Raw genomic sequence first — 21,284 nt, forward strand, 5'->3', positions numbered from 1 at the left:
TCCCTGTCCTGGGCGATGCCGGGGCAGCAGCCCGGCACGCCCGGTACAGCCGCACCGGCGGCACCGGTGCGCCATGGCAGCGGACATCCGCTGGTGGCCGAGACGGAGAATGCGCGGCTGCGCGACTACGAGCAGCGGGTGAAGGCGTCATTCGACAACATCGTGCCGGTGCTCAAGCGCATCTCGGCGCTGCAGCACGAGGAAGACTTTGTCCCTCGCGCGCAGGCCATGGCCCGCGAGGCGTTGGGTTTCGAGCTGCCGGAAGCCGTGCTCGAGAACACCTGGGTGGAACCGCTGGACATGCGGCGGTTGTTTGCGGCCTGTGTGTTCGAGACCTATCACCGGTTCTGCGACGATTTCTTCCGCGCGGATCCGCTGGGTTTCGATTCGCGCGAGGAAGCGGCCTTCGAGCAGTTCCTGCAGGAGTGCGGATTCCATATCCTGGACATTTCGCCCTGTGCCGACGGCCGGCTTGCGCACCTGGTGCGTTACGTGCTTCGGCTGCCGCATCGCGCCGTGCGCCGCAAGTCCTACGCGGGCGCGATGTTCGATGTGGATGACAGCATCCAGAAATGGGTCGAAACGGAGATGCTCCGTTACCGGGAGGGGCGACCGAATACCGCGGATGCGCCCACCCGCTACCTGAAGGTGGTGGCCTACCACTTCAGCGAGATCGACCCCGACCATGGTGGTTGCGCCGCGCATGGATCGGATGCCCTGAAGGCGGCGACGGCGGGCCTCGACCGGCTGTATGCCTTCCAGCAGGCCATCGAGAACAGTTTCTGCTGTGGTGCCTCGATCGATCTGCTGCTGATTGGCGTGAACACGGACAACGATGCCATTCGCGTGCACGTGCCGGACGGGTCGGGACGGATGGATGTGGCCCGGTTTGTGGATGTCGAGGCCCTGTACGAGGCAACGCAAGGTGTTGCGCAGCAGTCGGCCCGCGATCGGGTCACGGCGGCCATCCGCGAGACGAGTCCGGATGTCGCCGAGGGCATGGCGCGGCTGATCGAGCGCCTGCTGATCGGCAACCTGTCGCAGATCGACTATGTGCGTCGGTACGAGGGTGGCAGCTATCCGGATGTGGATCATGCCGAGCGCTTCATCGGCGCCGGCATCGGTTTCGAGGAGATCCAGCTCCGCAACCTGACCTATTTTGCGTACCTGCGCACGGTGGAGGAAGCGGCAACCGATGTCGATGTCGGCATCAAGATCTTCAGGAAGCTGAATGTCTCGCGCGGTCTGCCGGTGCCTGTCGTGGTGCGATTCGATTATCACGGGCAGGTGCCAGGCGCACGGGAACGCGCGATCGAGCACTGCGGGCGGGTTGCCGGTGCGTTGCACCGCAGGTTTGAAGATCTGTCCCGCCAGGGTCTGCTGCACACCATGCAGGTGGTGCGTGATTGTGGTGGGTGTGGCCTGATCGAGGTGCTGAAACGTTCCATCGACGAGCCCACTGGGGCTTGCGGGGGTAGTGAGTGAAGATTTGTCAGGTTGTCAGGCCGCTGGTGGCGACGAACCGCATACCCGGCCTGGAGCACAAGCATTTGCAGGTGGTGCAGGACGGAAGCTCGCAGCTCGTCGCCGTGGACGCGGTGGGCTGCATTCCGGGTGACTGGGTGATCTGCGTCGGCAGCTCGGCGGCGCGCGAGGCGGCCGGCAGCAAGGAGTACCCCAGCGATCTGACCATCGTCGGCATCATCGATCACTGGCCGCCCGAGGAAGAAGGCGGGGCCTGATGGACATACTTCAGGTCGAAGGGCCGCTGGTCTGCACCCGTCGCATCGACGGCCTGAAGCAGATCAGCCTGCGCATCCTGAAGGACCGGCGCGGCAAGCGCGTGGTGGCCGTGGACACGGTGGGCGCGAGGGAAGGCAACTGGGTGTTCACGGTCAGCGGCTCGGCCGCACGGTATGCGGCGGGAGATTTCGAGATTCTCACCGATCTCACCATCGGCGGAATCATCGATCACTGGGAAGAGGGTATGGCATAGCAGCAGACGGTTCGGGAAGCGGATCCGGATCACGATTTCGAAAGTTCAATCGTTTTTGACTTAGCAGGAGACTGAAAAGATGGCCAACGAAAACTACGGCATTGCACTGGGAATGATCGAGACGCGCGGTCTGGTGCCCGCGATCGAGGCGGCAGACGCCATGACCAAGGCAGCGGAAGTACGCCTGATCGGCCGCGAATTCGTCGGTGGTGGCTATGTCACCGTGATGGTTCGTGGCGAGACGGGCGCGGTCAACGCTGCTGTTCGCGCTGGCGCCGATGCCTGCGAACGCGTGGGTGACGGCCTGGTGGCTGCCCACATCATTGCACGTCCCCACCGTGAGGTGGAGCCCGTTCTGCCCACCGGCAGCGCTGGCTGAACACTGACTGAACGAAGGTTTTTCAACTCAACTCAAGTACAGGAGTAAGGAACGATGGCCAACGATACCTACGGCATTGCACTCGGCATGATCGAGACCCGCGGGTTGGTGCCGGCAATCGAGGCGGCCGATGCCATGACCAAGGCAGCGGAAGTGCGCCTGATCGGTCGCGAATTCGTCGGTGGTGGCTATGTCACCGTGATGGTTCGTGGCGAGACGGGTGCCGTCAATGCTGCGGTTCGCGCCGGTGCCGACGCCTGCGAGCGCGTGGGTGACGGCCTGGTGGCTGCCCACATCATCGCGCGTCCGCACCGCGAGGTGGAGCCGGTCCTGCCCACGGGTTCGGCGGAAGCCTGATCCGGTACGGTTAAACTCAATCATCATACATTCAGGAGAAACACGATGGCCAATGATACCTATGGCATCGCGCTTGGCATGATCGAGACCCGTGGTCTGGTGCCGGCAATCGAGGCGGCAGACGCCATGACCAAGGCTGCCGAGGTGCGTCTGATCGGTCGCGAGTTCGTTGGTGGCGGCTATGTCACCGTGATGGTTCGTGGCGAGACGGGTGCCGTCAATGCTGCGGTTCGCGCCGGTGCCGATGCCTGCGAGCGTGTGGGTGACGGCCTGGTGGCTGCCCACATCATCGCGCGTCCCCATCGCGAGGTGGAGCCGGTACTGGAGCAGACGGGCAAGTCCCGCTCCTGAGCGGTCTGAGCGAACAGCCGATTGAGCAGTAACGGAGAGCAGGGCATGCCAGCATTCGGTATGGATCCGCGTATACTCGGCTATCTTGGCCGCGCGCTCAGCCTCGAGCTGTCGGCGGTCCAGAACTACAGTACCCAGGCCCGCCTGGCCGAGACCTGGGGGCTGGCCGATGCCGCGCGGCGATTCAAGACCGAAGCGGCAGAGGAGCTGGGGCATGTCGAGCGGGTCATCGGCAGGATGCTCGCCCTGGGTGCCGCCCCCAATGCTTCCATGCTGCGTCCGGCCGGCGTCGGACGCAATCTCCGCGAACTGCTCGAGTTCGATCATGCCTTCGAGAACGATCTGGTCGATCTGTACTCGGATGCGGTCGCCTATTCGTCGAGGATCGGAGACGCCGACAGCCGGGTGTTCTTCGAGGGGCTGCTGGCCGAAGAGAAGGCGCATGCGCGCGAACTCCAGACCTGGCTGGCCGAGCTTGAGGTCGGGGCAGCGGTTTGAGATCCGCGGAAGAGGAATCGGTGAGGGCAAGGCGTGCTTGATGACTGGCGTGAACACGAACGTCCGCCGAGGCTGGAGCGGCGCTATACCTTCGCAGGTTATCCCGAACTTCGGGAGTTTCTCGATCGCGCTGCGGAGATCTCGGAGGCAATGGATCTCTATCCGGATCTGAGCTTCGGCCGCGAGTATGTCAACGTGACCATCCACGGTTACGAAGAAGGGTTGACCGAGGCCTGTCGCGAGCTGGCGGACAAACTCGACGCCTTGCGCCAGAGCCTGGCGAAGGAGTAGGGCCGGCATGCCGACGATCGCGGTGGTTGGGAGCAAGGGCGGCGTCGGCAAGACCACCCTGGCGATCAACCTCGCGGCCGGTCTCGCACAGCGCGGGTCGGTGCTGTTGCTGGACGCCGATCCCCAGCAGTCGGCCTTTCAGTGGAGCCTGATCGACGAGCGCGAGAACACGCCGGCGGTGCTGGCCGAATCGGCACGCGTGGGAGACGCAGTTCCGGAGCTGGCATCGGACCAGGACTTCCTGGTGATCGATTGTCCGCCGGCGGTCAATGCGATGCAGACGCTGGAGGCGCTCCAGGTGGCGGATCTGGCCCTGGTTCCGGTTCAGCCTTCACCGATGGATCTGTGGGCCACGGTGCACATCGTCGAGACCATCGCCGGCGCCAGGGCGGTCAATCCCCGGCTCGGAGCCTCGTTGGTCATCAATCAGCTCGAGAGCCGGACCGTGCTCTCGCGGTTTGCGCGCATGGCGGTGGAAGAGCTGGAGCTGGACGTGACGGAGACGGCGATACGTCGTCGCGCCATCTACCGCAACAGTGTGCTGGAAGGCAGGACCGTATACGCGATGGGCAAGCGGGGCGAGCCGGCGGTTCTCGAAATGAACGCATTGATTGAAGAGGTTATTGGATCATGAGCGCATCCGACGATACCCAGAAGAAGCTGATCGATTCGATTCGCAAGACCAGACAGACGGCTGCCGCGAAGCCCGCGGCTGCCAAGGCGGCCGGGTCGTCGGCATCCAGGTCCGCCGCTTCCGGTTCCACCAGCAAGCGGCGTACCCGCAAGGCCCCGGCAAAGAGCGGCGGCGGCAAGTCTGCGCCGGCCAGCCAGGGTTATCAGGCCGGCCGCCGGGTCTGGCCCGACTGAATGCGCTGCCCGCCCCCGGCGCGGACGTGTGCTGTGCCGGGGCGTGGTCCTGAATCGGCGCTCCTTCCGAATCCTCGCGTCGAGACCCGGGCCGCCAGGGGCAGGCGGGCCGGCTGCGTTGTCTGCCGCCATTCGGAGTTCGGTCTAGATCGATGAATCAGTTTCTTCATACCATTTTCCCCTTTCTGCGCTGGTTTCCCCTGAGAATGGAAACCCTGCGCGCGGACCTGGTCGCGGGCGTGACCGTCGCCCTGATTCTGGTTCCGCAGAGCATGGCCTACGCTCAGCTTGCAGCGTTGCCCGTGGTCTACGGTCTCTACGCCTCCTTCGTGCCGGTCATCGTGGCCGCTCTGTGGGGCTCCTGCAGCCAGTTGCATACCGGCCCGGTCGCCATGCTGTCGCTGATGTCCGCGGCAGCGGTGCTGCCGCTGGCCACCCCGGGCAGCGAGGAATTCATTGCCCTGTCCATCATGCTGGCCTTCCTTGTCGGTGTGCTGCGTTTCGGGCTGGGTCTGTTTCGGCTCGGCGCGATCGTCAACCTGCTTTCCAGTCCGGTCATTGTCGGTTTTACCAATGCCGCGGCCCTGATCATCGGCCTGTCGCAGTTGAATAAGGTGCTGAATGTGCCCTTCCCCCGCTCGGATTCCTACCTGTCCGATCTTTGGGGGGTGATCGTGCAGATCCCCGATCTGCACTGGCCGACCCTGCTGTTTGCCGTCGGTACCTGGGTGTTGATCGCCGCACTGCGGCGCATCCGACCCAGTATCCCGGGCATCCTGGTTGCAGTTGTGGTGTCCACCCTGATCAGTGCGTTGGTCGGTTACGAGCAAAAGGCAAAGGTGTCCGCCGATGCCATTGCCGATCCCGGCATTCGGACTCATGTTCAGGATTATGCCGAGGCCCAGACGCGCATTCGCGAGCTGTCTGCCAGCATCTCCGCCAAGCGGCAGGAGGCCGACAGGCTGGTCGCCGAGAATACCCTCGAGGCGCGGGCGCATGCCGCCGAGGTCCGGGCGGCCGCCGAAGTGCTGCGCATGCGCATGGAGGCCCTGAAGACGGAAAACAACCGGCGCATCATCGAACTGCACGGCCAGCCTCTTGCCCGGGTGGGCCAGGGAGAGACGGTCCGCTTTGTGCCTTTCGCTGACGACTCCGGCGGCATTGGTGACGGTCGTCGGTGGCGGTTCAGCGGCATCGACGGCGAGGGCCGGGTCGTGCTGTCTGCCGGCGGCGCCGTGGTGGGCAATATTCCCGAGGGCCTGCCGACTTTCTCCCCGCCACACTTCGACTGGGCCTATCTGTTTGCCTTGTTGCCCTCGGCCATCGTGATGGCCCTGATCGGCTTCATGGAAGCGACTTCCATCTCCAAGGCCATTGCCCTCAAGAGTGGCGAGCGTGTCGATACCAGCAAGGAACTGGTGGGTCAGGGACTGGCCAATATCGCCGGCAGTTTCTTCGGGGCCTACACCGTCAGCGGTTCCTTTTCACGTTCCGCCGTGGCGGCCAAGGCAGGGGCGAAGACGGGTATGTTTGCCATCATCAGCGCTATTGCCGTGGTGCTGGTGCTGCTGTTCTTTACCCGCTATCTCTACCATCTGCCCCAGTCGGTGCTGGCGGTGATCGTCATGATGGCCGTGTTCGGGTTGATCCGGGTAGAACCCCTGATCGATGCCTGGCGCGTCGATCGCGTCGGCGCCGTGATCGGCCTGGTGACCTTCGGCGCCACCCTGGCGATGGCGCCGTCGATCGCCAACGGCATTCTGGTCGGCGTGCTGCTCACGGTGCTTCATTATCTGATTCGTACCATGCGGCCGCGTGCCGAGGTCGTGGCCATGAAACCGGACGGAACGCTCGGCGGCGCACGCACCCATGGCTTGCAGCCGCTGTCGCGCTGCTTCGTCCCCGTGCGCTTCGACGGCGTGCTGACTTTCGTCAATGTCGCCTATTTCGAGGATATCATTCTCGAGGCACATGCGGAGTTTCCCGACGCGCGTGCCATCCTGGTCATCGGCAGCGGCATCAATGACATAGACGCCTCGGGTATCGAAAAGGTACGCGAGGTCGCGCGACGGCTGCGTGACAACGGGGTAAGGCTGATGTTCAGCGGCCTGAAACACCAGGTCCGCGAGGCCTTCCGCAAGGCGCATGTTGACGAGGAGCTGGGGGAGTCGGCCTTCTTCGTGGACAAGCGTTCGGCCATCAGCAAGCTTTCCGAGCAGTTCGCCGCCTGCGAGAGCGAAATCTCGGAACGCGAGAAGGCGGGGGCGCAGTGACGGGCAGGGACGACAAGTCAGCGGACCTGAAGACAGGGTGATCACATGAGCATCACCCTGCGCACTTATGTCTACATCGATTCCTTGCAGCCGCAGCTTGCGGCCTATCTGGGTACGGTGTCGCAGGGCTTTCTGCCGGTCCCCGGAGATGCCTGCCTGTGGATCGAGGTGGCCCCCGGCATGGCGGTGCATCGCTTGTCCGATGTGGCACTCAAGGCCACGCGCGTACACCTGGGGCAGCAGGTGGTGGAGCGCGCCTTCGGTTCCATGGTGTTGCACCATGGCGACCAGAGTGACGTTCAGGAGGCGGGGCGAACCGTTCTCCAGTTGCTGGGTGCGCCGGAGGACTCGCGACAGAAGTGTCGCGTGGCCTGGCGCGAGATTATCCGTTCCGTAACCCCTGACCATGCCGTGCTCATCAACCGCCAGGATCGTCGCGGTTCCATGATCCTCTCCGGGCAGAGCATGTTCATTCTGGAAACCGAGCCGGCGGGTTACGTGGTATACGCTGCCAACGAAGCGGAGAAGGCGGCGAACATCACCCTGGTCGACGCCCGCGCCGTGGGCGCCTTCGGCCGCCTGACCCTGGCTGGCAAGGAGGCCGATATCGATGCCGCCGCCGCGGCAGCCCTGTCGGCGCTGCACAACCTCTCTGGCGTTTGAGCGGGGGTCTGCGGGTCATGCACAGACAGCAGTTGCTCAAGGCCCTGGATGCGTATCACACGCCGTTCCTGGAGGAGCAGGCGATGGTGGAGCGGACCCGTCGCTTTGTGCTGGAGCACGAGGACTGCTTCGATCGCAAGCTGTGGCCGGGGCACGTGACGGCATCCGCGTGGGTGGTGAACCCGGCGCGGGACCGGGTGCTGATGCTGCACCACAGGAAGCTGGACATGTGGCTGCAGCCGGGTGGCCATGCCGATGGTGATCCGGACGTGCTGAACGTGGTGCTCAAGGAGACCTCCGAGGAAACGGGTCTGCCGCCGGAACACATCCGGCTGGTCGATGACAGGATCTTCGATGTCGACGTGCACGTGGTCCACGAGAGCGTGCACGATCCGCGTCATCTGCACTTCGACGTGCGCTTCCTGGTCGAGGTGGACGATGGCATCCCGATTCCGGGCAATGACGAGTCCCACGAAATTCTCTGGGTGCCGCTGCATCGGGTGCTCAGCTTCAACAACCTGCGTTCGATCTATCGCCTGGTCCAGAAGACGCGCCGGTTGCGCGGCCGGCGCTCTCCCTGATCCCGGTTCAGCGCGGGATCTCCCGATAGTCATGAACGCGGATGCGCGCCACCCGCGGCCTGATCACTTCCCTGACCAGTTGTCTGTGCAGCGGGTGTTCCAGGTAGCGCTCGAGCGCCTGTTGATCCCGGAAGGTCAGGGTCAGCCCGACATCGAAGCTGTCGTCGACGATCGGCCGGTCGCTTGCGACCACGACCCCGGAGGTCATGGTCATTACCCCGGGAATGCGGCGGAGCTGTTCGCTGGCGGCGAGGATCTCGCGACGCGCGCGCTCGTCGCCAGGTGTCTTCAGCCACAGCAGCACCACATGGTGGATGCGCCCGTCGCGCGGCGATTGTGGCGTCAGCGCGCTGCAGCCGGCGAGCGCCAGGCACAGGGCGAGCAGCGCGGCGAGATCAGAAAACCGGGGTGACTGTCGAAAGCGGCGTGTGGCCATGTTATTCGTCTCCGGCAGCAGGTTCTTCCCTGGCGGGCCTGGCGGCCAGCCAGCGGTCGAGTTCATTGGCAAAGGCCTGACGGTTGGCGCTGTTCATTGCTGAAGGGCCGCCTGTGTCGATGCCGCTGGACCGCAGGCTGTCCATGAAGTCGCGCATGCCCAGCCGTGCGCCGATGTTCTCGGGTGTCAGCCGCTCGCCACGTGGGGTCAGTACCCGGCAACCGCGGGCGATGACCTCCGCGGCCAGTGGCACATCGGCAGTGACCACGAGATCACCCTCGGCTACCCGGCGCACGATCTCCTTGTCCGCCACGTCGAATCCTGACGGCACCTGCAGCAGGCGGGCGCCACAGCCGGGCGGTATGCGCATGGCATGGTTGGCGACCAGGGTCAGGGAGATGGCGGTCCGCTTCGCGGCCCGGAACAGGATTTCCTTGATGACGCCGGGGCAGGCATCGGCATCGACCCAGATCTGCATGCGGCGGGTCTCCTGATATCCGTAGCAGTTTCGGCTGCATGGTATCATGTCCCCGGATGGACTCAGTGGTGACACCCCATGCACGGCAATGATTCGCAACGCTACAGCGCGCCTGTCCGCGCGATTCACTGGCTGACCGCGGCACTGGTGTTCGCGATGATCGGTCTCGGCGTGACCATGGAAGAGCTGGAGAAGGGGGATCCCCTGCGCAGCCAGTTGTTCATGCTGCACATGAGCACCGGGGTGCTGATCGTCATGCTGACGCTTCTGCGACTGGGCTGGCTGGCGGTGTCTCCGGGCCCTGCCTTGCCCGCGGCGCTGGCTGGCTGGGAACGCGCGCTGGCTCGCCTGGTGAAATGGCTGCTTTATCTCGGTCTGTTTGCAGTGCCGGTTGCCGGTTACCTGATCGCGGCGAGTGACGGGCGCCCGGTGCCCTTCTACGGCCTGTTCGAGATCCCGCCGCTGGTGGCCGAGAACCATGACCTGCACGAACTCATGGAGGAAGTGCACGAAGTGCTGGCCTGGACCTTGCTGGCACTGGTCGGCCTGCACGTGGCCGGCGCGCTCAAGCACCGCTTCCTCGACCGCAACCCGGAGGTCGATGTCCTCAGGCGAATGCTGTAGCGCTTATCCGGGCGCGGCTCCCGAGGCGCTCTGTCCGCCCTCGTTCGGGGCATCCTCGCATCGCTCGTCCCGTGCCCGCTCGGCGAAGTCGATGCTGACCCGGTCCCCGGCATGGGGGCGGAAGCGTTCGTTGGCGAAGCGCTGGTGAGCGGGATGCTCGCGATAGCTGTCGATCACGGCTGCGCTGGCGAACTGTACCAGCCAGCAGTGACGGTAGGGCGCATCTTCGGTGACTGCGTCGCCGGTGAAGACCCGCCGCACGCCCGGAATCCCCGACAGGACCGCCCGGCCCTCCCGCATCATCGCCTCCACGCCGTTCTCGTCGAGACCTTCGACGTTGTAGAGGATGGTGTGTTCGACCGGCGTCCAGGGACGGCAATGGTCCAGCAGCGCGGCTGCCCGGCCGGCACTGCCCCAGAGTTCGCAGCAGCGCACGACCTCGTCGCGGATGGCCGCGCGGGTGCCGGAGAGCAGGCGGGTGTAGCCGGCGCCCGGGTCGGCCCCTGCCTGTTCGCGGATGGCGTCCGCAGCGCGGTCGGCCAGCGCGGTGTAGTAGTTGATCTTTGTCACGCCGTTCGCAATCAGGCGGCGGAACTGGTCGTCCGCCAGGCCGGTGCCGCCGTGGATCACCAGCGGGATGCCGAGCGCCTCGTTGATGGCGGCCAGGCGGTCGAAGTCCAGCCGGGGCTTCGTGCGCAAGCGGCCGTGCACGGTGCCGATGGATACGGCCAGGAAGTCGACACCGGTCGCCGCCACATAGGCGCTGGCGTCCTCGACCGAAGTGTAGATGACCTCCCCAGGGTGCTTCTCCGCGTCTTCGCCCTCGACGCCGGCGACATAGCCCAGTTCGCCTTCCACCGGCACGTCGCAGCCGTGCGCCATGTCGACGATGGCCCGGGTGCGTTCGATGTTCCCGTCCAGTGGCAGGTTCGAGGCATCCACCATCACGCCATTGGCGCCGAGATTGATGGCCCGGATGGCGGATGCCAGGGATGCACCGTGGTCGAGGTGGATGGCGGCGGGCACCGGACTGCGTTTCGCCGCCGCCTCCACCGCGGCCATCAGCAGTTCGAAATCGTAATGTTCGAAGTGCGACTCGGCGAGGCTGATGATCACCGGGGCGCCGGCCTGTTCGACCCCCGCCATGACGGCCTCCAGGAATTCCAGGCCGACGACGTCGAAGGCCCCGACGGCATAACCTTCGCGCCGGGCGTGCTCGAGCATGTCCTTCATGTGCACCAGAGGCATGGCAGTTCCCCGAATAAATTATGAAAGTCAATGGGTTGTGTTATTGGTCCGGCGGTGCGCCGCGCATTCCTGCCGATATCCTGCCCGCATTGTGCCGGGATTTTCCATAAGTTAAAGTCACTTTCATCGATATCAATCATAGATGGGTATTTATGACTCAGGGCGCATCGCGCTTGCTTGCCGCGACCAGCCTGCGCCAGTTGCAGATCTTCGCCGCGCTGGCGCGGACCGGCAGCTATACCCGGACCGCCGAGGCGCTGATGATCACCCAGCCCACCGTGTCCATGCAGGTTCGCAAGCTGGAGGCCGCGGTCGGGATGCCTCTGGTCGAGCGCGTCGGTCGCAGGCTGTACCTGACCGAGGCCGGCGAGGCCTTGCGGCGGGCGGCGGCGACCGTACTGGAGGCGCTGGAAGCGCTCGACATGGAGGTGTCCGAGCTGCGCGGTCTGGCCACCGGACATCTGCGCGTGGCGGTAGTGACCACGGCCAAGTATTTCGTGCCCCACCTGCTGGGTGATTTCTGCCGTCGTTACCCCGATATCGAGGTGGCTCTGAAGGTGACCAATCGGGCCCGTATTCTCGAGCGCATGCAGGCCAACGAGGACGACCTTTACATCATGGCGCGCCCACCCGTTTCGGAGGAGTTCCGTTTCCGGCGCTGTGCGGGGAGCGAGGGAGTGCTGATTGCACCGCCCGACCACCCGCTCGCCGGGGCCCGGGACATCCCGCTGTCGCGCCTGGCCACCGAGCCTTTCGTGGTGCGCGAACCCGGCTCGGGTACCCGGATGCTGTTCGATGAGATCTTTTCAGGTGCGGGACTGTCGCCGCCGCTGAGGATGGAGATCGGCAGCAACGAGGCCATCAAGCAGGCGGTGGCGGGCGGACTGGGTCTGGCGCTGCTCTGTCGGGATGCCCTGGATCCCCTGGTCGAGGGCGGGCCGGTCGAGCTGGATGTGCAGGGGTTTCCCCTGCCCTGGCAGTGGCATCTTGGGCATCCCGCAGGCAAGCGCCCGTCGCCGGCGGCGCGCGCATTTCTCGATTTTCTGCACCACGCGCAGGACTGAGCATGTGGCCGGAGAGGTGACAGCTCTGCCGGGAAAGCGGGCCATTGGCTTTCGCGTATCATGGGGCAAGATGGCAGTGGCAATGAACCCAGGGAGTACGGTCGGGTGAGTCCGCTTTCCCCGGTTGCGGCCGGCGTGCTCTGTGCGCTGGCGATGGTGGGCCTGTCCTGGGTGGTCAACCGTGGCCTTTTGCGGACGCCGCTGGCCTGGCGGCTCCTGCCGGCGGCGGTGACCGCGGCCAGCGTGTTCCTGCTTGCCGTGGTCGCCGAAGTCCTCGTCAATTCGGCCTACGAGTCGTTGATCGGCCACCCGCTCTGGTCCTATCGCGTGCTGCCCCGACATGAAGGCGATGTGTCCATGCTGGGTCCGCTGATCTGGCCGGCCTATGGTCTGCACCTGTACATGACCGAACAGAGCCTGCGTCGCCGGGGGCGTCCGCTGATGGCCGTCATCAATGGCATCGATGCGCCCCTGATCTTCGAGGTCGGCGGCAATCTGCTGTTCATTGCGCTGGCCGGCGAATTCTATGCCTACTATCTGCCCGGCGATCTGGGGCACCTGACTTCGCTTCAGGTCGTGCCCATCTACATGCTCAGTATCCTGGTTGGCTATTTCGTGCTCGATGCCCTGCGTGCGCAGGCCCGTTCCTGGTGGTGGCCGGCGGGTCTCTACGGTCTGGGGCTGCTGGTGGTCTTTTCGGGCTGAAAGAGACAGGGGGCCGCATGGCGACCCCCCGTCCCGGCAGTGAAGTCGAAAGAAAGGACCTCAGTCGGCCATGCTGTAGAGGAAGGGCAGCGGCCGGGCGCGGACCTGGATCAGCGCTTCGTCCAGGGTGTCCTTGCGGTAGCCGATGGCCTGCTGTTCCCACACCAGCTTGCCGGAGCCGGCATCGAACACCTTGAGCAGACCGCCCGCGCAGGCCACCGCAATGCGACGGCTGTCCGGCGAGATGTCGGTGACGCACTTCTTGCCCTCGGTGCGGGAATCGGTGATCTTGAGTTCCTGCTCCTCACCGGTGCGTATGTCCACCTTGACCACGCGATCGGCCTTGCCGTAGGACCGGGGCAGACCATCGTCACCGAATACGATGAAGGAGCGCTTGGGCTTGACCAGCACGAAGTAGTCGAGATTGGGTGCCACCTTGACGCTGGCGGTGCGCCCCTTGCTGACCACGGAGTCCTTGCTCCATTCCAGCGCCTGTTCCTTGCCGCTGTCGATGTCGAGGATATAGTGCAGGGAAACCAGCTTGGTGGCGTCCTCGTTGAAGTAGAGCGTGCTGAACTGGCGCGGTACCTGGAACACGGCGTCAGGATAGTTTTCCACGACCCTGCGCTTGCCGCTGTCGACATCGATCACCGCAAAATGATCACGGCCCACGAACGCCAGGCGCTCGCCGTTGTTGGCAATGCCCAGGGCGTAGATGCCGGAGTCGACCTTCTCCAGACTGTGCACCACCTTCAGCGTATCGAGATCGACCACGTGCACGGTCGAGTCATACTGGGCGATGGGTACCGGGCGGTCGGTCCGGGTCTTGCAGGTGTTGACCGCGACCGCTGCGTAACGGCCATTGTCCGAGGCGACGATGGGGCCGATGTATTCATAGGCATGTTCGCCGCAGCGCCGTTCGTCGTCCGGTTTCGCGGCCAGTTCGATGCGGTCGATACGGCTGCCCGAGAAGTCCACCGAAGCACCGAAGAATTCGGGCAGGGTCACATCCCGCCGGCTCTTGATATGGCCCAGCGAGCTGGGCAGCAGCAGGATCTTGCCATCCGGGTAGTTGCCGTTGACCACGATGTCCTTAAAGCTGTGGATGTTCCAGCGGCGCTTGCCGATGCGGCCGTATTCCTGACCGAATATGGTGTACAGATGGACCTGCTGGCCGAAGGAGGTGATCAGCTCTCCGGTATCCACGTCCCACAGCTTGATGCCGCCGGAGTAGTTTTCGTCATACTCCATGCTGTGGCCGCCGGAGCCGCCCGTGACCAGGTGCCGGCCGTCGGCCGAGAACTGCACGGCGTAGATGTCCTCGGCTTCCGCGCTGGCGGCGAGCGGCAGGCACAGGCTGCCGGCCGAGATGAGGGCGGTCAGGAGACGGGTCAGTCGCTTCATGTCGATATTTCCTTTGTCGATTGCGTGGTCCGGCCACGCGTCCGGAATCCGTGGTTTGCCGTGTCCGGCAACAGCCGGTGCGCGGGCCGCGGTGCCTCCCTGGCGACCCCAGCGGTGCGCCGTTGTGCGTCAATTACTTGACATCTGGATCTAACTGGGGTATCGGCTCTCGCCCCGCTTACTTGAGTCGAGGCCGGGGCTTGCCGTCGACGGCCGGTAACGACCATTGAAAAACAAGGAGATGGGAGTGGCAGGGCCGCAGACTGGATGCCGGTGCGGTAGAAAGAGGAGCAACCGATGCCCGTGGTTCGCCACGGGCACCTGCTATCGGAAAACCGTCAGGGGGACGTTCAGGCCAGTACGGACTCGATCATGCTGCGCAAGGAGTCCACATCGAAGGGCTTGTCGAAAACAGCCGAGACGCCCGCCTGCTGGAGTGCCGCGATGCGCGAGCCCTCGGCGCGCGAGGTGACCATCAGTACCGGCACGCTGGGCTGCTGGCTGTCGTTGCGGATGTAGTTGAGCAGGGCCTCGCCGTCCATCTCCGGCATGTGGTAGTCGGTGATGATGAGGTCGTAGAAGTTGCAGTCGATGAGATCACGCGCCTCGACGCCGTTGCCGGCCTCGTCGATGCGCTCGATGCCCATGCGCTCAAGGATCTGGCGCATGAAGCGCCGCGCGGTGGCCAGATCGTCGACCAGCAATACCTGTAGTTCCTCCGGTACGAAACGGCCCTCGTCCAGCGGCTGCGGTTCCAGGAAATGCAGCGCGGCTGTGAGCGAGGTATGCAACTGCGGTTCGTCGAAGGGCTTGGGCAGGATGGCAGTGATGCCGGCCTGGCGCAACGGCTCCAGATAGCGGAAGCCGGTCTCGCTGCTGATCAGGATGAAGGCGGTGTCGCGAAAGCGGTCGTCCTCGCGCATCTGCACGGCCAGATCGGATCCGGTCATGCCCGGCAGGTGCATGGCGCTGATCACCAGGTCCGGCGGCTGTCCGGCCATGGTTTCCAGGGCGGCCTCGCCACTCTGAACCCGTTGCAGGTGGCGGATGCCAAAATCCCTGAGCCAGCCTTCCACGATGCGCGCCTGGGTCGAGGAAGGCTCGACCAGCAACAGGTGCAGCGATGTCACCTGCATCGGTTCTCAGCGGTGGGCACGGTTGGCCTTGAGTTCCTCGACGACACCCGGATCGGCCAGGGTGGAGATGTCGCCGAGGTTGTCCAGCTCGTTGGCGGCGATCTTGCGCAGGATGCGGCGCATGATCTTGCCGGAGCGGGTCTTGGGCAGGGCGGGTGCCCACTGGATGATATCGGGCTTGGCGATGGGACCGATCTCCTTGCGCACCAGTTCCACCAGTTCTGTCCTCAGGGCGTCGCTGGGTTCGACGCCCTTGACCAGCGTTACGTAGGCATAGATGCCCTGGCCCTTGATGTCGTGCGGATAGCCGACCACGGCGGCCTCGGCCACGGCGTCATGCAGGACCAGCGCGCTCTCGATTTCCGCCGTGCCCAGGCGATGGCCGGAAACGTTGAGCACGTCGTCGACGCGTCCGGTGATCCAGTAGTAGCCGTCCTCGTCGCGGCGCGCGCCGTCACCGGTAAAGTACATGCCGGGATAGGTGCTGAAGTAGGTATCCCGGAAGCGCTTGTGATCGCCGTAAACGGTGCGCATCTGGCCTGGCCAGGGCCGGGTGATGACCAGGTTGCCCTCGCAGGGTCCCTCCAGAATGTTGCCCTCGTTGTCGACGATGGCCGGCACCACGCCGAAGAAGGGGCGGGTGGCGGAACCGGGCTTGAGCGGGGTGGCGCCGGGCAGGGGGGTGATCAGGTGGCCGCCGGTCTCGGTCTGCCACCAGGTATCGACGATGGGGCAGCGGCCGTTGCCGACCACATGGTAGTACCACTCCCAGGCCTCGGGGTTGATGGGTTCGCCGACGGTGCCCAGCAGGCGCAGGCTTTCGCGCGAGGTCTTTTTGACGGGTCCATCGCCCTCGCGCATCAGCGCGCGAATGGCGGTGGGCGCGGTGTAGAAGATGTTGACCTTGTGCTTGTCCACCACCTGCCAGAAGCGCGAGGCATCCGGCCAGGTGGGCACACCCTCGAACAGCAGGCTGATGGCACCGTTGGCCAGAGGTCCATAGACGATGTAGGTATGGCCGGTGATCCAGCCGACGTCGGCGGTGCACCAGTAAATGTCACCCTCGTGATAGTCGAACACGTACTTGTGGGTGATGGCCGCGTACAGCAGGTAGCCGCCGGTGGTGTGCAGCACGCCCTTGGGCTTGCCGGTGGAGCCCGAGGTATAGAGGATGAACAGCGGGTCCTCGGCGTCCATCTCCTCGCAGGGGCAGTCGGTCGAGGCCGCTGCGACGGCTTCGCCGTACCAGACGTCGCGCCCCTCGTGCCAGGCGATGTCGCCACCGGTGTGCCGGACCACGAATACGGTATGCACGTCCGGGCACTCGCTCAGCGCGGCATCGGTGTTGGCCTTGAGCGGAACCGGCCTGCCGCCGCGCACGCCCTCGTCGGCGGTGATGACCACGCGGCAGTCGGAGTCGAGGATGCGGTCCTTGAGCGATTCCGGCGAGAAGCCGCCGAACACCACCGAATGCACGGCGCCGATGCGTGCGCAGGCCAGCATGGCCACGCAGGCCTCGGGGATCATGGGCATGTAGATGCAGACCCGGTCGCCCTTGTTCACGCCGCGCGCCTTGAGGGCGTTGCCCAGGCGGCACACGGCCTCGTGCAGTTCCCGGTAGCTGATGCGGCTGTCGGTGGCGGGGTCGTCGCCTTCCCAGATCAACGCCGTCTGGTCGCCGCGCGTCTCCAGATGACGGTCGAGGCAGTTGTAGGCGACATTGAGCTTGCCGCCCTCGAACCAGCGTATCTTCGGTTCCTCGTAGTTCCAGTCGAGTACCCGGTCCCAGCGCTTCGACCAGCTCAGGAACCGTTCGGCCTGTTCGGCCCAGAAGCCTTCGGGATCCTCGACCGAACGCCGGTACAGGGTTTCGTAGGACTCCGCGTCGATCCACGCCTTGCGCGCGAAGGACTCGGGGACCGGGTAGACCTTGGATTCGGACATGGTGCGGCTTCTCCCTGGGCGACGATTCAGGCCATTCTAGCGGGCTGCCGGGGACTCCGAAACCTCGATCGATTTCCGACGCGGCAGGCGGTCGACGGACCAGTGGTCGATGGCCCATCGCCAGAAGTCGTCCAGCGGGCCGCTGCAGATTTCCGCCGGTGGCGCATGGCCGAGGAAGCGCAGTGCGGCGCACAGAGCGGCCAGCGGCCGTTTAGGGTCCACGGGCGGGGCGCCGGTCTGCTTGCTGAGCTTCACGCCGCGGGTATCGACCGCGACCGGCAGGTGCAGGTAACGCGGTGTCGGCAGGCCGAGCAGTCGCTGCAGGTGGATCTGCCGCGGTGTGGAACCGAGCAGGTCACTGCCGCGCACCACGTGGGTGATGCCCTGTTCGGCATCGTCCACCACCACCGCGAGCTGGTAGGCGAACAGGCCATCGCCACGACGAATGACGAAATCGCCGACCTCGGCGGCGAGATCCTGGACCTGGGGGCCCAGCAGCCGGTCCTGGAAGCGGACGGCTGCATCCTCGACCCGCACGCGCACGGCGCGCGCCTCGCGTCCCGATGGCAGGCCCTCGCGGCAGGTGCCGGGATAGATGCGCCCCTCCGGCCCGGGCCGGGCATGGGCCTCGAGTTCCCGCCGGGTGCAGGCACAGGGGAAGGCGTGACCGGCGGCCAGCAGGCGCTCGAGTGCGGTCCGATAGGCCGGGGCGCGGTGCTGCTGGTACATCACCGGGCCATCCCACTCGAAGCCGAAGGCATCCAGCGCACGGAGGATGGCGTCCGCCGCGCCCGGAACCTCGCGCGTGCGGTCGACGTCTTCCATGCGCAGCAGCCATTCGCCGCCGGCGGCGCGCGCATCCAGGCAGCTCGCCAGGGCGGCCACCAGCGAGCCGAAGTGCAGGGGCCCGGTCGGGGAGGGCGCGAAACGCCCGCGGTAGGGTGGGGTGGCGTCAGGGCCGCGGTCGGTCATGCCCGCGGCCCGTGGCCGAGTCACTTGCCGAGATGCTTCTCGCGAATCTCATCCAGCGTCTTGCAGTCGATGCACAGGGTCGCCGTCGGCCGTGCCTCCAGGCGGCGGATGCCGATCTCGACACCGCAGGAATCGCACCAGCCGTATTCGTTGTGCTCCAGCTTGTCCAGTGCCTCGTCGATCTTCTTGATCAGCTTGCGCTCGCGGTCGCGGGTGCGCAGCTCCATGCTGAACTCGGATTCCTGGGTCGCACGATCGTTGGGATCCGGGAAATTGGCGGCCTCGTCCTGCATGTGATGCACGGTGCGGTCGACCTCTTCCATCAGCTCGCGCTTCCAGGCAAGCAGGATGTCGCGGAAGTGGGCGCGCTGCGCCTCGTTCATGTACTCCTCGCCGGCGCTCTCCTCGTAGGGGGCGATGTCGTCGACGATGGTGCCATGCGGCGTGCGGGTGGAGGGGGCCTGCTTGCGGGCGGCCTTCTTCTTCGCCGGTGGCCTCTTTCCTGCCACGGTCTTCTTCGCTGCTGCCTTCCTTGCCGGTGCCTTCTTCGCTGCGACCTTCTTCTTGGCCACGGCCTTCTTCTTCGCTGCTGCCTTTTTCGCCGGTGCCTTCTTCACTGCGGCCTTTTTCGCCGTGACCTTCTTCTTCGCCGCGGCCTTCTTGGCGGGCGCCTTCTTGGCGGCCGTCTTCTTCGCGGCCTTCTTCTTTGCTACAGCCTTCTTCTTGGCAGCCATCCAGCTCTCCTGCAGATCCGGTCTCGCCGCGCAGGGCGGCGGGAAGGTGGCCCGCGCGGCAGGGCGCGGCGATTCAAGCGGCTAAGTTTCGATGCAGCGGATGGCCGAGTCAAGCCCGGAACCGGCCCGAACTCGCGGCCTCTGGCTTCGCGGCTTCGTGCACCGGTTCGCGGCCTCCGGTAAGCTGGCGGGCCGATTTCACACAGGGAGCCCCCCATGACCGAGCTCAAGGCGCTGCTATTCGACGTCGACGGCACGCTGGCCGAAACCGAGGAAGTCCACCGCGAGGCCTTCAACGAGGCCTTCCGCCGTGCCGGCCTGGACTGGCACTGGGACCAGAATCGCTATCGCGAGCTGCTGGCCGTGACCGGCGGCAAGGAGCGCATTCGCCATTTCATCGCCGAAAGTGCGCCGGCGATGCCGCAGGTCGAGGACCTGGACGCCTTCATCGCCGGGTTGCATGCGGCGAAGACCGAGGTCTACACCGAGCGCGCCGGCAGCGGCCGGATGCCGCTGCGCCCGGGCGTGGAACGGCTGCTGCGCGAGGCCCGCGATGCCGGGCTGAGGCTCGCCATCGCGACCACCACCACGCTGGAGAATGTCACCTCGCTGCTGGATGCCACCCTCGGGCCGGAGGCGCGGGACTGGTTCGAGCTGATCGCGGCCGGCGGCGTGGTGCCGGCCAAGAAGCCCGCGCCCGACATCTATCACTACACCCTGGAGCACATGCAGCTCGATCCGGCCGCCTGCCTGGCGCTGGAGGACTCCGAGAACGGCCTGCAGGCCGCGCTGGCGGCCGGCATTCCCACCCTGGTCACCGAGAGCTTCTATACCGAGGGCCAGGATTTCACCGGTGCCGCGGCGCTGCTCGATCAGCTGGGCGAGCCCGGACAGTCGTTCCGGGTGCTGGCCGGGGAGGTGCCCGAGGGGGAGATGGTGACCGTGCCCTGGCTGCGCGCGCTGCATGCAAGGGTGACAGGCGCATGAACCGCGAGCGGCCGGCCGCGCGGCTGTCGGCCATCCGGCCGTTCCATGTCATGCGGCTGCTGGCCCGGGCGCGCGCGTTGGAGGCGGCCGGCCGCGACATCGTGCACATGGAGATCGGCGAGCCCGACTTCGACACCGCCGCGCCCATTGTCGAGGCGGGGCGCGCGGCGCTGGCCGCGGGCCGCACCCACTACACCCCGGCGGCCGGCCTGCCTGCGCTGCGCGAGGCCATTGCCGGCCACTATCAGGATGAATACGGCGTAGCGGTCGATCCCGCGCGCATCCTGGTCACACCGGGTGCATCCGGTGCCCTGCAGCTCATGATGGCGGCGCTGGTCGACCCCGGCGACCGGGTGCTGATGAGCGACCCCGGCTATCCCTGCAACCGCACCTTCGTGCGCCTGTTCGGCGGCGAACCGGTGGCGGTGCCGGGCGAGCCCGAGACCGGCTACCAGCTCACCCCGGGTCTTGCCGAGGCCCACTGGGGCGAGGGCGCGCGGGCGGTGCTCGCGGCCTCTCCGGCCAATCCGACCGGGGCCATCCTGTCGGCCGACGATCTGGCCGGGCTGGCCGCACTGACGCGCAGCCGCGACGCCCGACTCATCGTCGACGAGATCTACCAGGGTCTCACCTATGGCGTGCAGGCGCCCACGGCGCTGGCCGCCGGCGACGACCTCTTTGTGCTCAACAGCTTTTCCAAGTACTTCGGCATGACCGGCTGGCGGCTGGGCTGGCTGGTGGCGCCCGCAGACTGGATGGAACCGCTGGACGTGCTGGCGCAGAACCTGTTCCTGGCCGCGCCCACGCCGGCACAGTGGGCGGCACTGGCGGCCTTCGAGCCGGCGACCCGGGAGATCCTCGAGGCTCGTCGCCAGGCCTTTGCCGAGCGCCGGGATTTCCTGCTGCCGGCAGTCCGCGCGCTCGGTTTCCGCATCGCCCGCGCGCCGGAAGGGGCCTTCTATCTCTATGCCGACTGCAGCGCGCTCACCAATGACAGCTATGCCTTCTGCGAGCGCCTGCTGGAGGCGGCCGGCGTGGCGCTGACGCCCGGCATCGACTTCGGCGACGCCGCGCCGGAAAGGCATGTGCGTTTCGCCTACACCACCGACATCAGCCGCCTGCGCGAGGGCGTGGATCGCATCGAGCGTTTCCTGCGGGCTGAAGGATAGCCACGGAATCCATATATGGACTCCCCCGTTTTGCAAGACGCCGGAAGACAGGTGGGGTCGGTTGCCTGCATATATTCGGCCTCTGTGATATGGGCGGTCTGTTGCCCGCCCGGGCCCTGATGGTGAA

26 protein-coding genes are annotated in these 21,284 nt (G+C 65.7%); 18 read left to right on the forward strand and 8 right to left on the reverse strand.

Going from position 1 to position 21,284, the window contains the following annotated elements; translation table 11 throughout:
- Positions 1 to 15: 15 nt before the first annotated feature.
- The 13 genes from MVF76_RS06035 (at position 16) to MVF76_RS06095 (ending at position 8,256) form a co-directional block, all read left to right on the forward strand.
- Positions 16 to 1,485 carry a carboxysome shell carbonic anhydrase gene (locus tag MVF76_RS06035; protein WP_297527895.1) on the forward strand — a complete coding sequence of 490 codons (1,470 nt, stop codon included), beginning with the start codon at positions 16 to 18 and terminating at the stop codon, positions 1,483 to 1,485.
- Positions 1,482 to 1,742: a carboxysome peptide A gene (locus MVF76_RS06040; protein ID WP_297527896.1), complete on the forward strand. Its 261-nt coding sequence runs from the start codon at positions 1,482 to 1,484 to the stop codon at positions 1,740 to 1,742. Before MVF76_RS06035 ends, MVF76_RS06040 begins: the two co-directional genes overlap by 4 nt.
- A complete protein-coding gene (locus tag MVF76_RS06045; protein ID WP_297527897.1) occupies positions 1,742 to 1,996 on the forward strand; it encodes a carboxysome peptide B in 255 nt (84 codons plus the stop codon). Before MVF76_RS06040 ends, MVF76_RS06045 begins: the two co-directional genes overlap by 1 nt.
- A 79-nt stretch (positions 1,997 to 2,075) precedes the next feature.
- Complete coding sequence (locus tag MVF76_RS06050) at positions 2,076 to 2,375, forward strand: BMC domain-containing protein (protein WP_297527898.1); 300 nt, start codon at positions 2,076 to 2,078, stop codon at positions 2,373 to 2,375.
- Positions 2,376 to 2,429: 54 nt separating this feature from the next.
- On the forward strand, positions 2,430 to 2,732 hold the full coding sequence (locus MVF76_RS06055) for a BMC domain-containing protein (RefSeq protein ID WP_297527899.1): 303 nt from the start codon (positions 2,430 to 2,432) through the stop codon (positions 2,730 to 2,732).
- A gap of 45 nt (positions 2,733 to 2,777) precedes the next feature.
- On the forward strand, positions 2,778 to 3,083 hold the full coding sequence (locus tag MVF76_RS06060) for a BMC domain-containing protein (protein WP_297527900.1): 306 nt from the start codon (positions 2,778 to 2,780) through the stop codon (positions 3,081 to 3,083).
- A 45-nt stretch (positions 3,084 to 3,128) separates the two neighbouring features.
- Positions 3,129 to 3,581, forward strand: coding sequence for a ferritin-like domain-containing protein (locus MVF76_RS06065; RefSeq protein ID WP_297527901.1), 453 nt, complete (start codon positions 3,129 to 3,131; stop codon positions 3,579 to 3,581).
- 33 nt (positions 3,582 to 3,614) lie between these two features.
- Positions 3,615 to 3,872 carry a 4a-hydroxytetrahydrobiopterin dehydratase gene (locus tag MVF76_RS06070; RefSeq protein ID WP_297527902.1) on the forward strand — a complete coding sequence of 86 codons (258 nt, stop codon included), beginning with the start codon at positions 3,615 to 3,617 and terminating at the stop codon, positions 3,870 to 3,872.
- Positions 3,873 to 3,879: 7 nt separating this feature from the next.
- Entirely contained in the window at positions 3,880 to 4,506 is a 627-nt protein-coding gene (gene parA / locus MVF76_RS06075) for a ParA family partition ATPase (protein ID WP_297527903.1), read from the forward strand.
- Positions 4,503 to 4,739, forward strand: a complete 237-nt coding sequence (locus MVF76_RS06080) for a hypothetical protein (RefSeq protein WP_297527904.1) — start codon at positions 4,503 to 4,505, stop codon at positions 4,737 to 4,739. Before parA ends, MVF76_RS06080 begins: the two co-directional genes overlap by 4 nt.
- A 152-nt stretch (positions 4,740 to 4,891) precedes the next feature.
- Positions 4,892 to 7,012 carry a SulP family inorganic anion transporter gene (locus MVF76_RS06085; RefSeq protein WP_297527905.1) on the forward strand — a complete coding sequence of 707 codons (2,121 nt, stop codon included), beginning with the start codon at positions 4,892 to 4,894 and terminating at the stop codon, positions 7,010 to 7,012.
- A gap of 45 nt (positions 7,013 to 7,057) precedes the next feature.
- Entirely contained in the window at positions 7,058 to 7,675 is a 618-nt protein-coding gene (locus MVF76_RS06090; protein ID WP_297527906.1) for a BMC domain-containing protein, read from the forward strand.
- A 17-nt stretch (positions 7,676 to 7,692) separates the two neighbouring features.
- The gene (locus MVF76_RS06095) at positions 7,693 to 8,256 is read left to right on the forward strand and encodes an NUDIX hydrolase (RefSeq protein ID WP_297527907.1); all 564 of its coding nucleotides are present in this window, start codon (positions 7,693 to 7,695) and stop codon (positions 8,254 to 8,256) included.
- Positions 8,257 to 8,263: 7 nt separating this feature from the next.
- Here the strand turns inward: MVF76_RS06095 and MVF76_RS06100 are convergent, their stop codons facing one another.
- Together MVF76_RS06100 and MVF76_RS06105 are read right to left on the reverse strand one after the other, a co-directional pair.
- Complete coding sequence (locus tag MVF76_RS06100) at positions 8,264 to 8,692, reverse strand: Dabb family protein (RefSeq protein WP_297527908.1); 429 nt, start codon at positions 8,690 to 8,692, stop codon at positions 8,264 to 8,266.
- Between the two features lies 1 nt (position 8,693).
- Positions 8,694 to 9,170 carry a YaiI/YqxD family protein gene (locus tag MVF76_RS06105; RefSeq protein WP_297527909.1) on the reverse strand — a complete coding sequence of 159 codons (477 nt, stop codon included), beginning with the start codon at positions 9,168 to 9,170 and terminating at the stop codon, positions 8,694 to 8,696.
- A 78-nt stretch (positions 9,171 to 9,248) separates the two neighbouring features.
- Between MVF76_RS06105 and MVF76_RS06110 the strand changes: the two genes are divergently transcribed.
- Positions 9,249 to 9,794, forward strand: a complete 546-nt coding sequence (locus MVF76_RS06110) for a cytochrome b (protein ID WP_297527910.1) — start codon at positions 9,249 to 9,251, stop codon at positions 9,792 to 9,794.
- 3 nt (positions 9,795 to 9,797) lie between these two features.
- On the opposite strand, the gene MVF76_RS06115 is transcribed toward MVF76_RS06110, so the two are convergent.
- Positions 9,798 to 11,042 carry a ketose-bisphosphate aldolase gene (locus MVF76_RS06115; protein WP_297527911.1) on the reverse strand — a complete coding sequence of 415 codons (1,245 nt, stop codon included), beginning with the start codon at positions 11,040 to 11,042 and terminating at the stop codon, positions 9,798 to 9,800.
- Positions 11,043 to 11,194: 152 nt separating this feature from the next.
- Here MVF76_RS06115 and MVF76_RS06120 point away from each other — a divergent pair, with 152 nt between their 5' ends.
- Together MVF76_RS06120 and MVF76_RS06125 are read left to right on the forward strand one after the other, a co-directional pair.
- On the forward strand, positions 11,195 to 12,106 hold the full coding sequence (locus MVF76_RS06120) for a LysR family transcriptional regulator (RefSeq protein ID WP_297527912.1): 912 nt from the start codon (positions 11,195 to 11,197) through the stop codon (positions 12,104 to 12,106).
- Positions 12,107 to 12,211: 105 nt separating this feature from the next.
- Positions 12,212 to 12,811, forward strand: coding sequence for a hypothetical protein (locus MVF76_RS06125; protein WP_297527913.1), 600 nt, complete (start codon positions 12,212 to 12,214; stop codon positions 12,809 to 12,811).
- Positions 12,812 to 12,871: 60 nt separating this feature from the next.
- On the opposite strand, the gene MVF76_RS06130 is transcribed toward MVF76_RS06125, so the two are convergent.
- From MVF76_RS06130 to dksA, 5 genes are all read right to left on the reverse strand, one after another.
- Positions 12,872 to 14,215: a WD40 repeat domain-containing protein gene (locus MVF76_RS06130; RefSeq protein ID WP_297527914.1), complete on the reverse strand. Its 1,344-nt coding sequence runs from the start codon at positions 14,213 to 14,215 to the stop codon at positions 12,872 to 12,874.
- Between the two features lie 350 nt (positions 14,216 to 14,565).
- The gene (locus MVF76_RS06135; protein ID WP_297527915.1) at positions 14,566 to 15,351 is read right to left on the reverse strand and encodes a response regulator; all 786 of its coding nucleotides are present in this window, start codon (positions 15,349 to 15,351) and stop codon (positions 14,566 to 14,568) included.
- Positions 15,352 to 15,357: 6 nt separating this feature from the next.
- Positions 15,358 to 17,295 carry an acetate--CoA ligase gene (gene acs / locus MVF76_RS06140; RefSeq protein WP_297527916.1) on the reverse strand — a complete coding sequence of 646 codons (1,938 nt, stop codon included), beginning with the start codon at positions 17,293 to 17,295 and terminating at the stop codon, positions 15,358 to 15,360.
- Positions 17,296 to 17,331: 36 nt separating this feature from the next.
- Positions 17,332 to 18,267, reverse strand: a complete 936-nt coding sequence (gluQRS, locus tag MVF76_RS06145) for a tRNA glutamyl-Q(34) synthetase GluQRS (RefSeq protein ID WP_297527917.1) — start codon at positions 18,265 to 18,267, stop codon at positions 17,332 to 17,334.
- A gap of 20 nt (positions 18,268 to 18,287) precedes the next feature.
- Entirely contained in the window at positions 18,288 to 18,884 is a 597-nt protein-coding gene (gene dksA, locus MVF76_RS06150; RefSeq protein ID WP_317622942.1) for an RNA polymerase-binding protein DksA, read from the reverse strand.
- Positions 18,885 to 19,217: 333 nt separating this feature from the next.
- Here dksA and MVF76_RS06155 point away from each other — a divergent pair, with 333 nt between their 5' ends.
- The gene (locus MVF76_RS06155; protein ID WP_297527918.1) at positions 19,218 to 19,988 is read left to right on the forward strand and encodes an HAD family hydrolase; all 771 of its coding nucleotides are present in this window, start codon (positions 19,218 to 19,220) and stop codon (positions 19,986 to 19,988) included.
- Positions 19,985 to 21,157 (forward strand): pyridoxal phosphate-dependent aminotransferase, encoded by a 1,173-nt coding sequence (locus MVF76_RS06160; protein ID WP_297527919.1) that lies wholly within the window; start codon positions 19,985 to 19,987, stop codon positions 21,155 to 21,157. Before MVF76_RS06155 ends, MVF76_RS06160 begins: the two co-directional genes overlap by 4 nt.
- Positions 21,158 to 21,284: the final 127 nt, after the last annotated feature.

It is taken from the genome of Thiohalobacter sp. (assembly GCF_027000115.1).
Lineage (GTDB): Bacteria > Pseudomonadota > Gammaproteobacteria > Thiohalobacterales > Thiohalobacteraceae > JALTON01.

What these genes read in the sequence shown, in the direction of transcription:
- MVF76_RS06160 (WP_297527919.1), top strand. Translation starts at nt 19,985, where the DNA reads ATGAACCGCGAGCGGCCGGCCGCGCGGCTGTCGGCCATCCGGCCGTTC.
- MVF76_RS06110 (WP_297527910.1), top strand. Translation starts at nt 9,249, where the DNA reads ATGCACGGCAATGATTCGCAACGCTACAGCGCGCCTGTCCGCGCGATT.
- acs (WP_297527916.1), bottom strand. Translation starts at nt 17,295, where the DNA reads ATGTCCGAATCCAAGGTCTACCCGGTCCCCGAGTCCTTCGCGCGCAAG.
- MVF76_RS06095 (WP_297527907.1), top strand. Translation starts at nt 7,693, where the DNA reads ATGCACAGACAGCAGTTGCTCAAGGCCCTGGATGCGTATCACACGCCG.
- MVF76_RS06035 (WP_297527895.1), top strand. Translation starts at nt 16, where the DNA reads ATGCCGGGGCAGCAGCCCGGCACGCCCGGTACAGCCGCACCGGCGGCA.
- MVF76_RS06090 (WP_297527906.1), top strand. Translation starts at nt 7,058, where the DNA reads ATGAGCATCACCCTGCGCACTTATGTCTACATCGATTCCTTGCAGCCG.
- parA (WP_297527903.1), top strand. Translation starts at nt 3,880, where the DNA reads ATGCCGACGATCGCGGTGGTTGGGAGCAAGGGCGGCGTCGGCAAGACC.
- MVF76_RS06060 (WP_297527900.1), top strand. Translation starts at nt 2,778, where the DNA reads ATGGCCAATGATACCTATGGCATCGCGCTTGGCATGATCGAGACCCGT.
- MVF76_RS06100 (WP_297527908.1), bottom strand. Translation starts at nt 8,692, where the DNA reads ATGGCCACACGCCGCTTTCGACAGTCACCCCGGTTTTCTGATCTCGCC.
- MVF76_RS06080 (WP_297527904.1), top strand. Translation starts at nt 4,503, where the DNA reads ATGAGCGCATCCGACGATACCCAGAAGAAGCTGATCGATTCGATTCGC.
- gluQRS (WP_297527917.1), bottom strand. Translation starts at nt 18,267, where the DNA reads ATGACCGACCGCGGCCCTGACGCCACCCCACCCTACCGCGGGCGTTTC.
- MVF76_RS06085 (WP_297527905.1), top strand. Translation starts at nt 4,892, where the DNA reads ATGAATCAGTTTCTTCATACCATTTTCCCCTTTCTGCGCTGGTTTCCC.
- MVF76_RS06115 (WP_297527911.1), bottom strand. Translation starts at nt 11,042, where the DNA reads ATGCCTCTGGTGCACATGAAGGACATGCTCGAGCACGCCCGGCGCGAA.
- MVF76_RS06155 (WP_297527918.1), top strand. Translation starts at nt 19,218, where the DNA reads ATGACCGAGCTCAAGGCGCTGCTATTCGACGTCGACGGCACGCTGGCC.
- MVF76_RS06105 (WP_297527909.1), bottom strand. Translation starts at nt 9,170, where the DNA reads ATGCAGATCTGGGTCGATGCCGATGCCTGCCCCGGCGTCATCAAGGAA.
- MVF76_RS06130 (WP_297527914.1), bottom strand. Translation starts at nt 14,215, where the DNA reads ATGAAGCGACTGACCCGTCTCCTGACCGCCCTCATCTCGGCCGGCAGC.
- MVF76_RS06050 (WP_297527898.1), top strand. Translation starts at nt 2,076, where the DNA reads ATGGCCAACGAAAACTACGGCATTGCACTGGGAATGATCGAGACGCGC.
- MVF76_RS06055 (WP_297527899.1), top strand. Translation starts at nt 2,430, where the DNA reads ATGGCCAACGATACCTACGGCATTGCACTCGGCATGATCGAGACCCGC.
- MVF76_RS06065 (WP_297527901.1), top strand. Translation starts at nt 3,129, where the DNA reads ATGCCAGCATTCGGTATGGATCCGCGTATACTCGGCTATCTTGGCCGC.
- MVF76_RS06045 (WP_297527897.1), top strand. Translation starts at nt 1,742, where the DNA reads ATGGACATACTTCAGGTCGAAGGGCCGCTGGTCTGCACCCGTCGCATC.
- MVF76_RS06135 (WP_297527915.1), bottom strand. Translation starts at nt 15,351, where the DNA reads ATGCAGGTGACATCGCTGCACCTGTTGCTGGTCGAGCCTTCCTCGACC.
- MVF76_RS06120 (WP_297527912.1), top strand. Translation starts at nt 11,195, where the DNA reads ATGACTCAGGGCGCATCGCGCTTGCTTGCCGCGACCAGCCTGCGCCAG.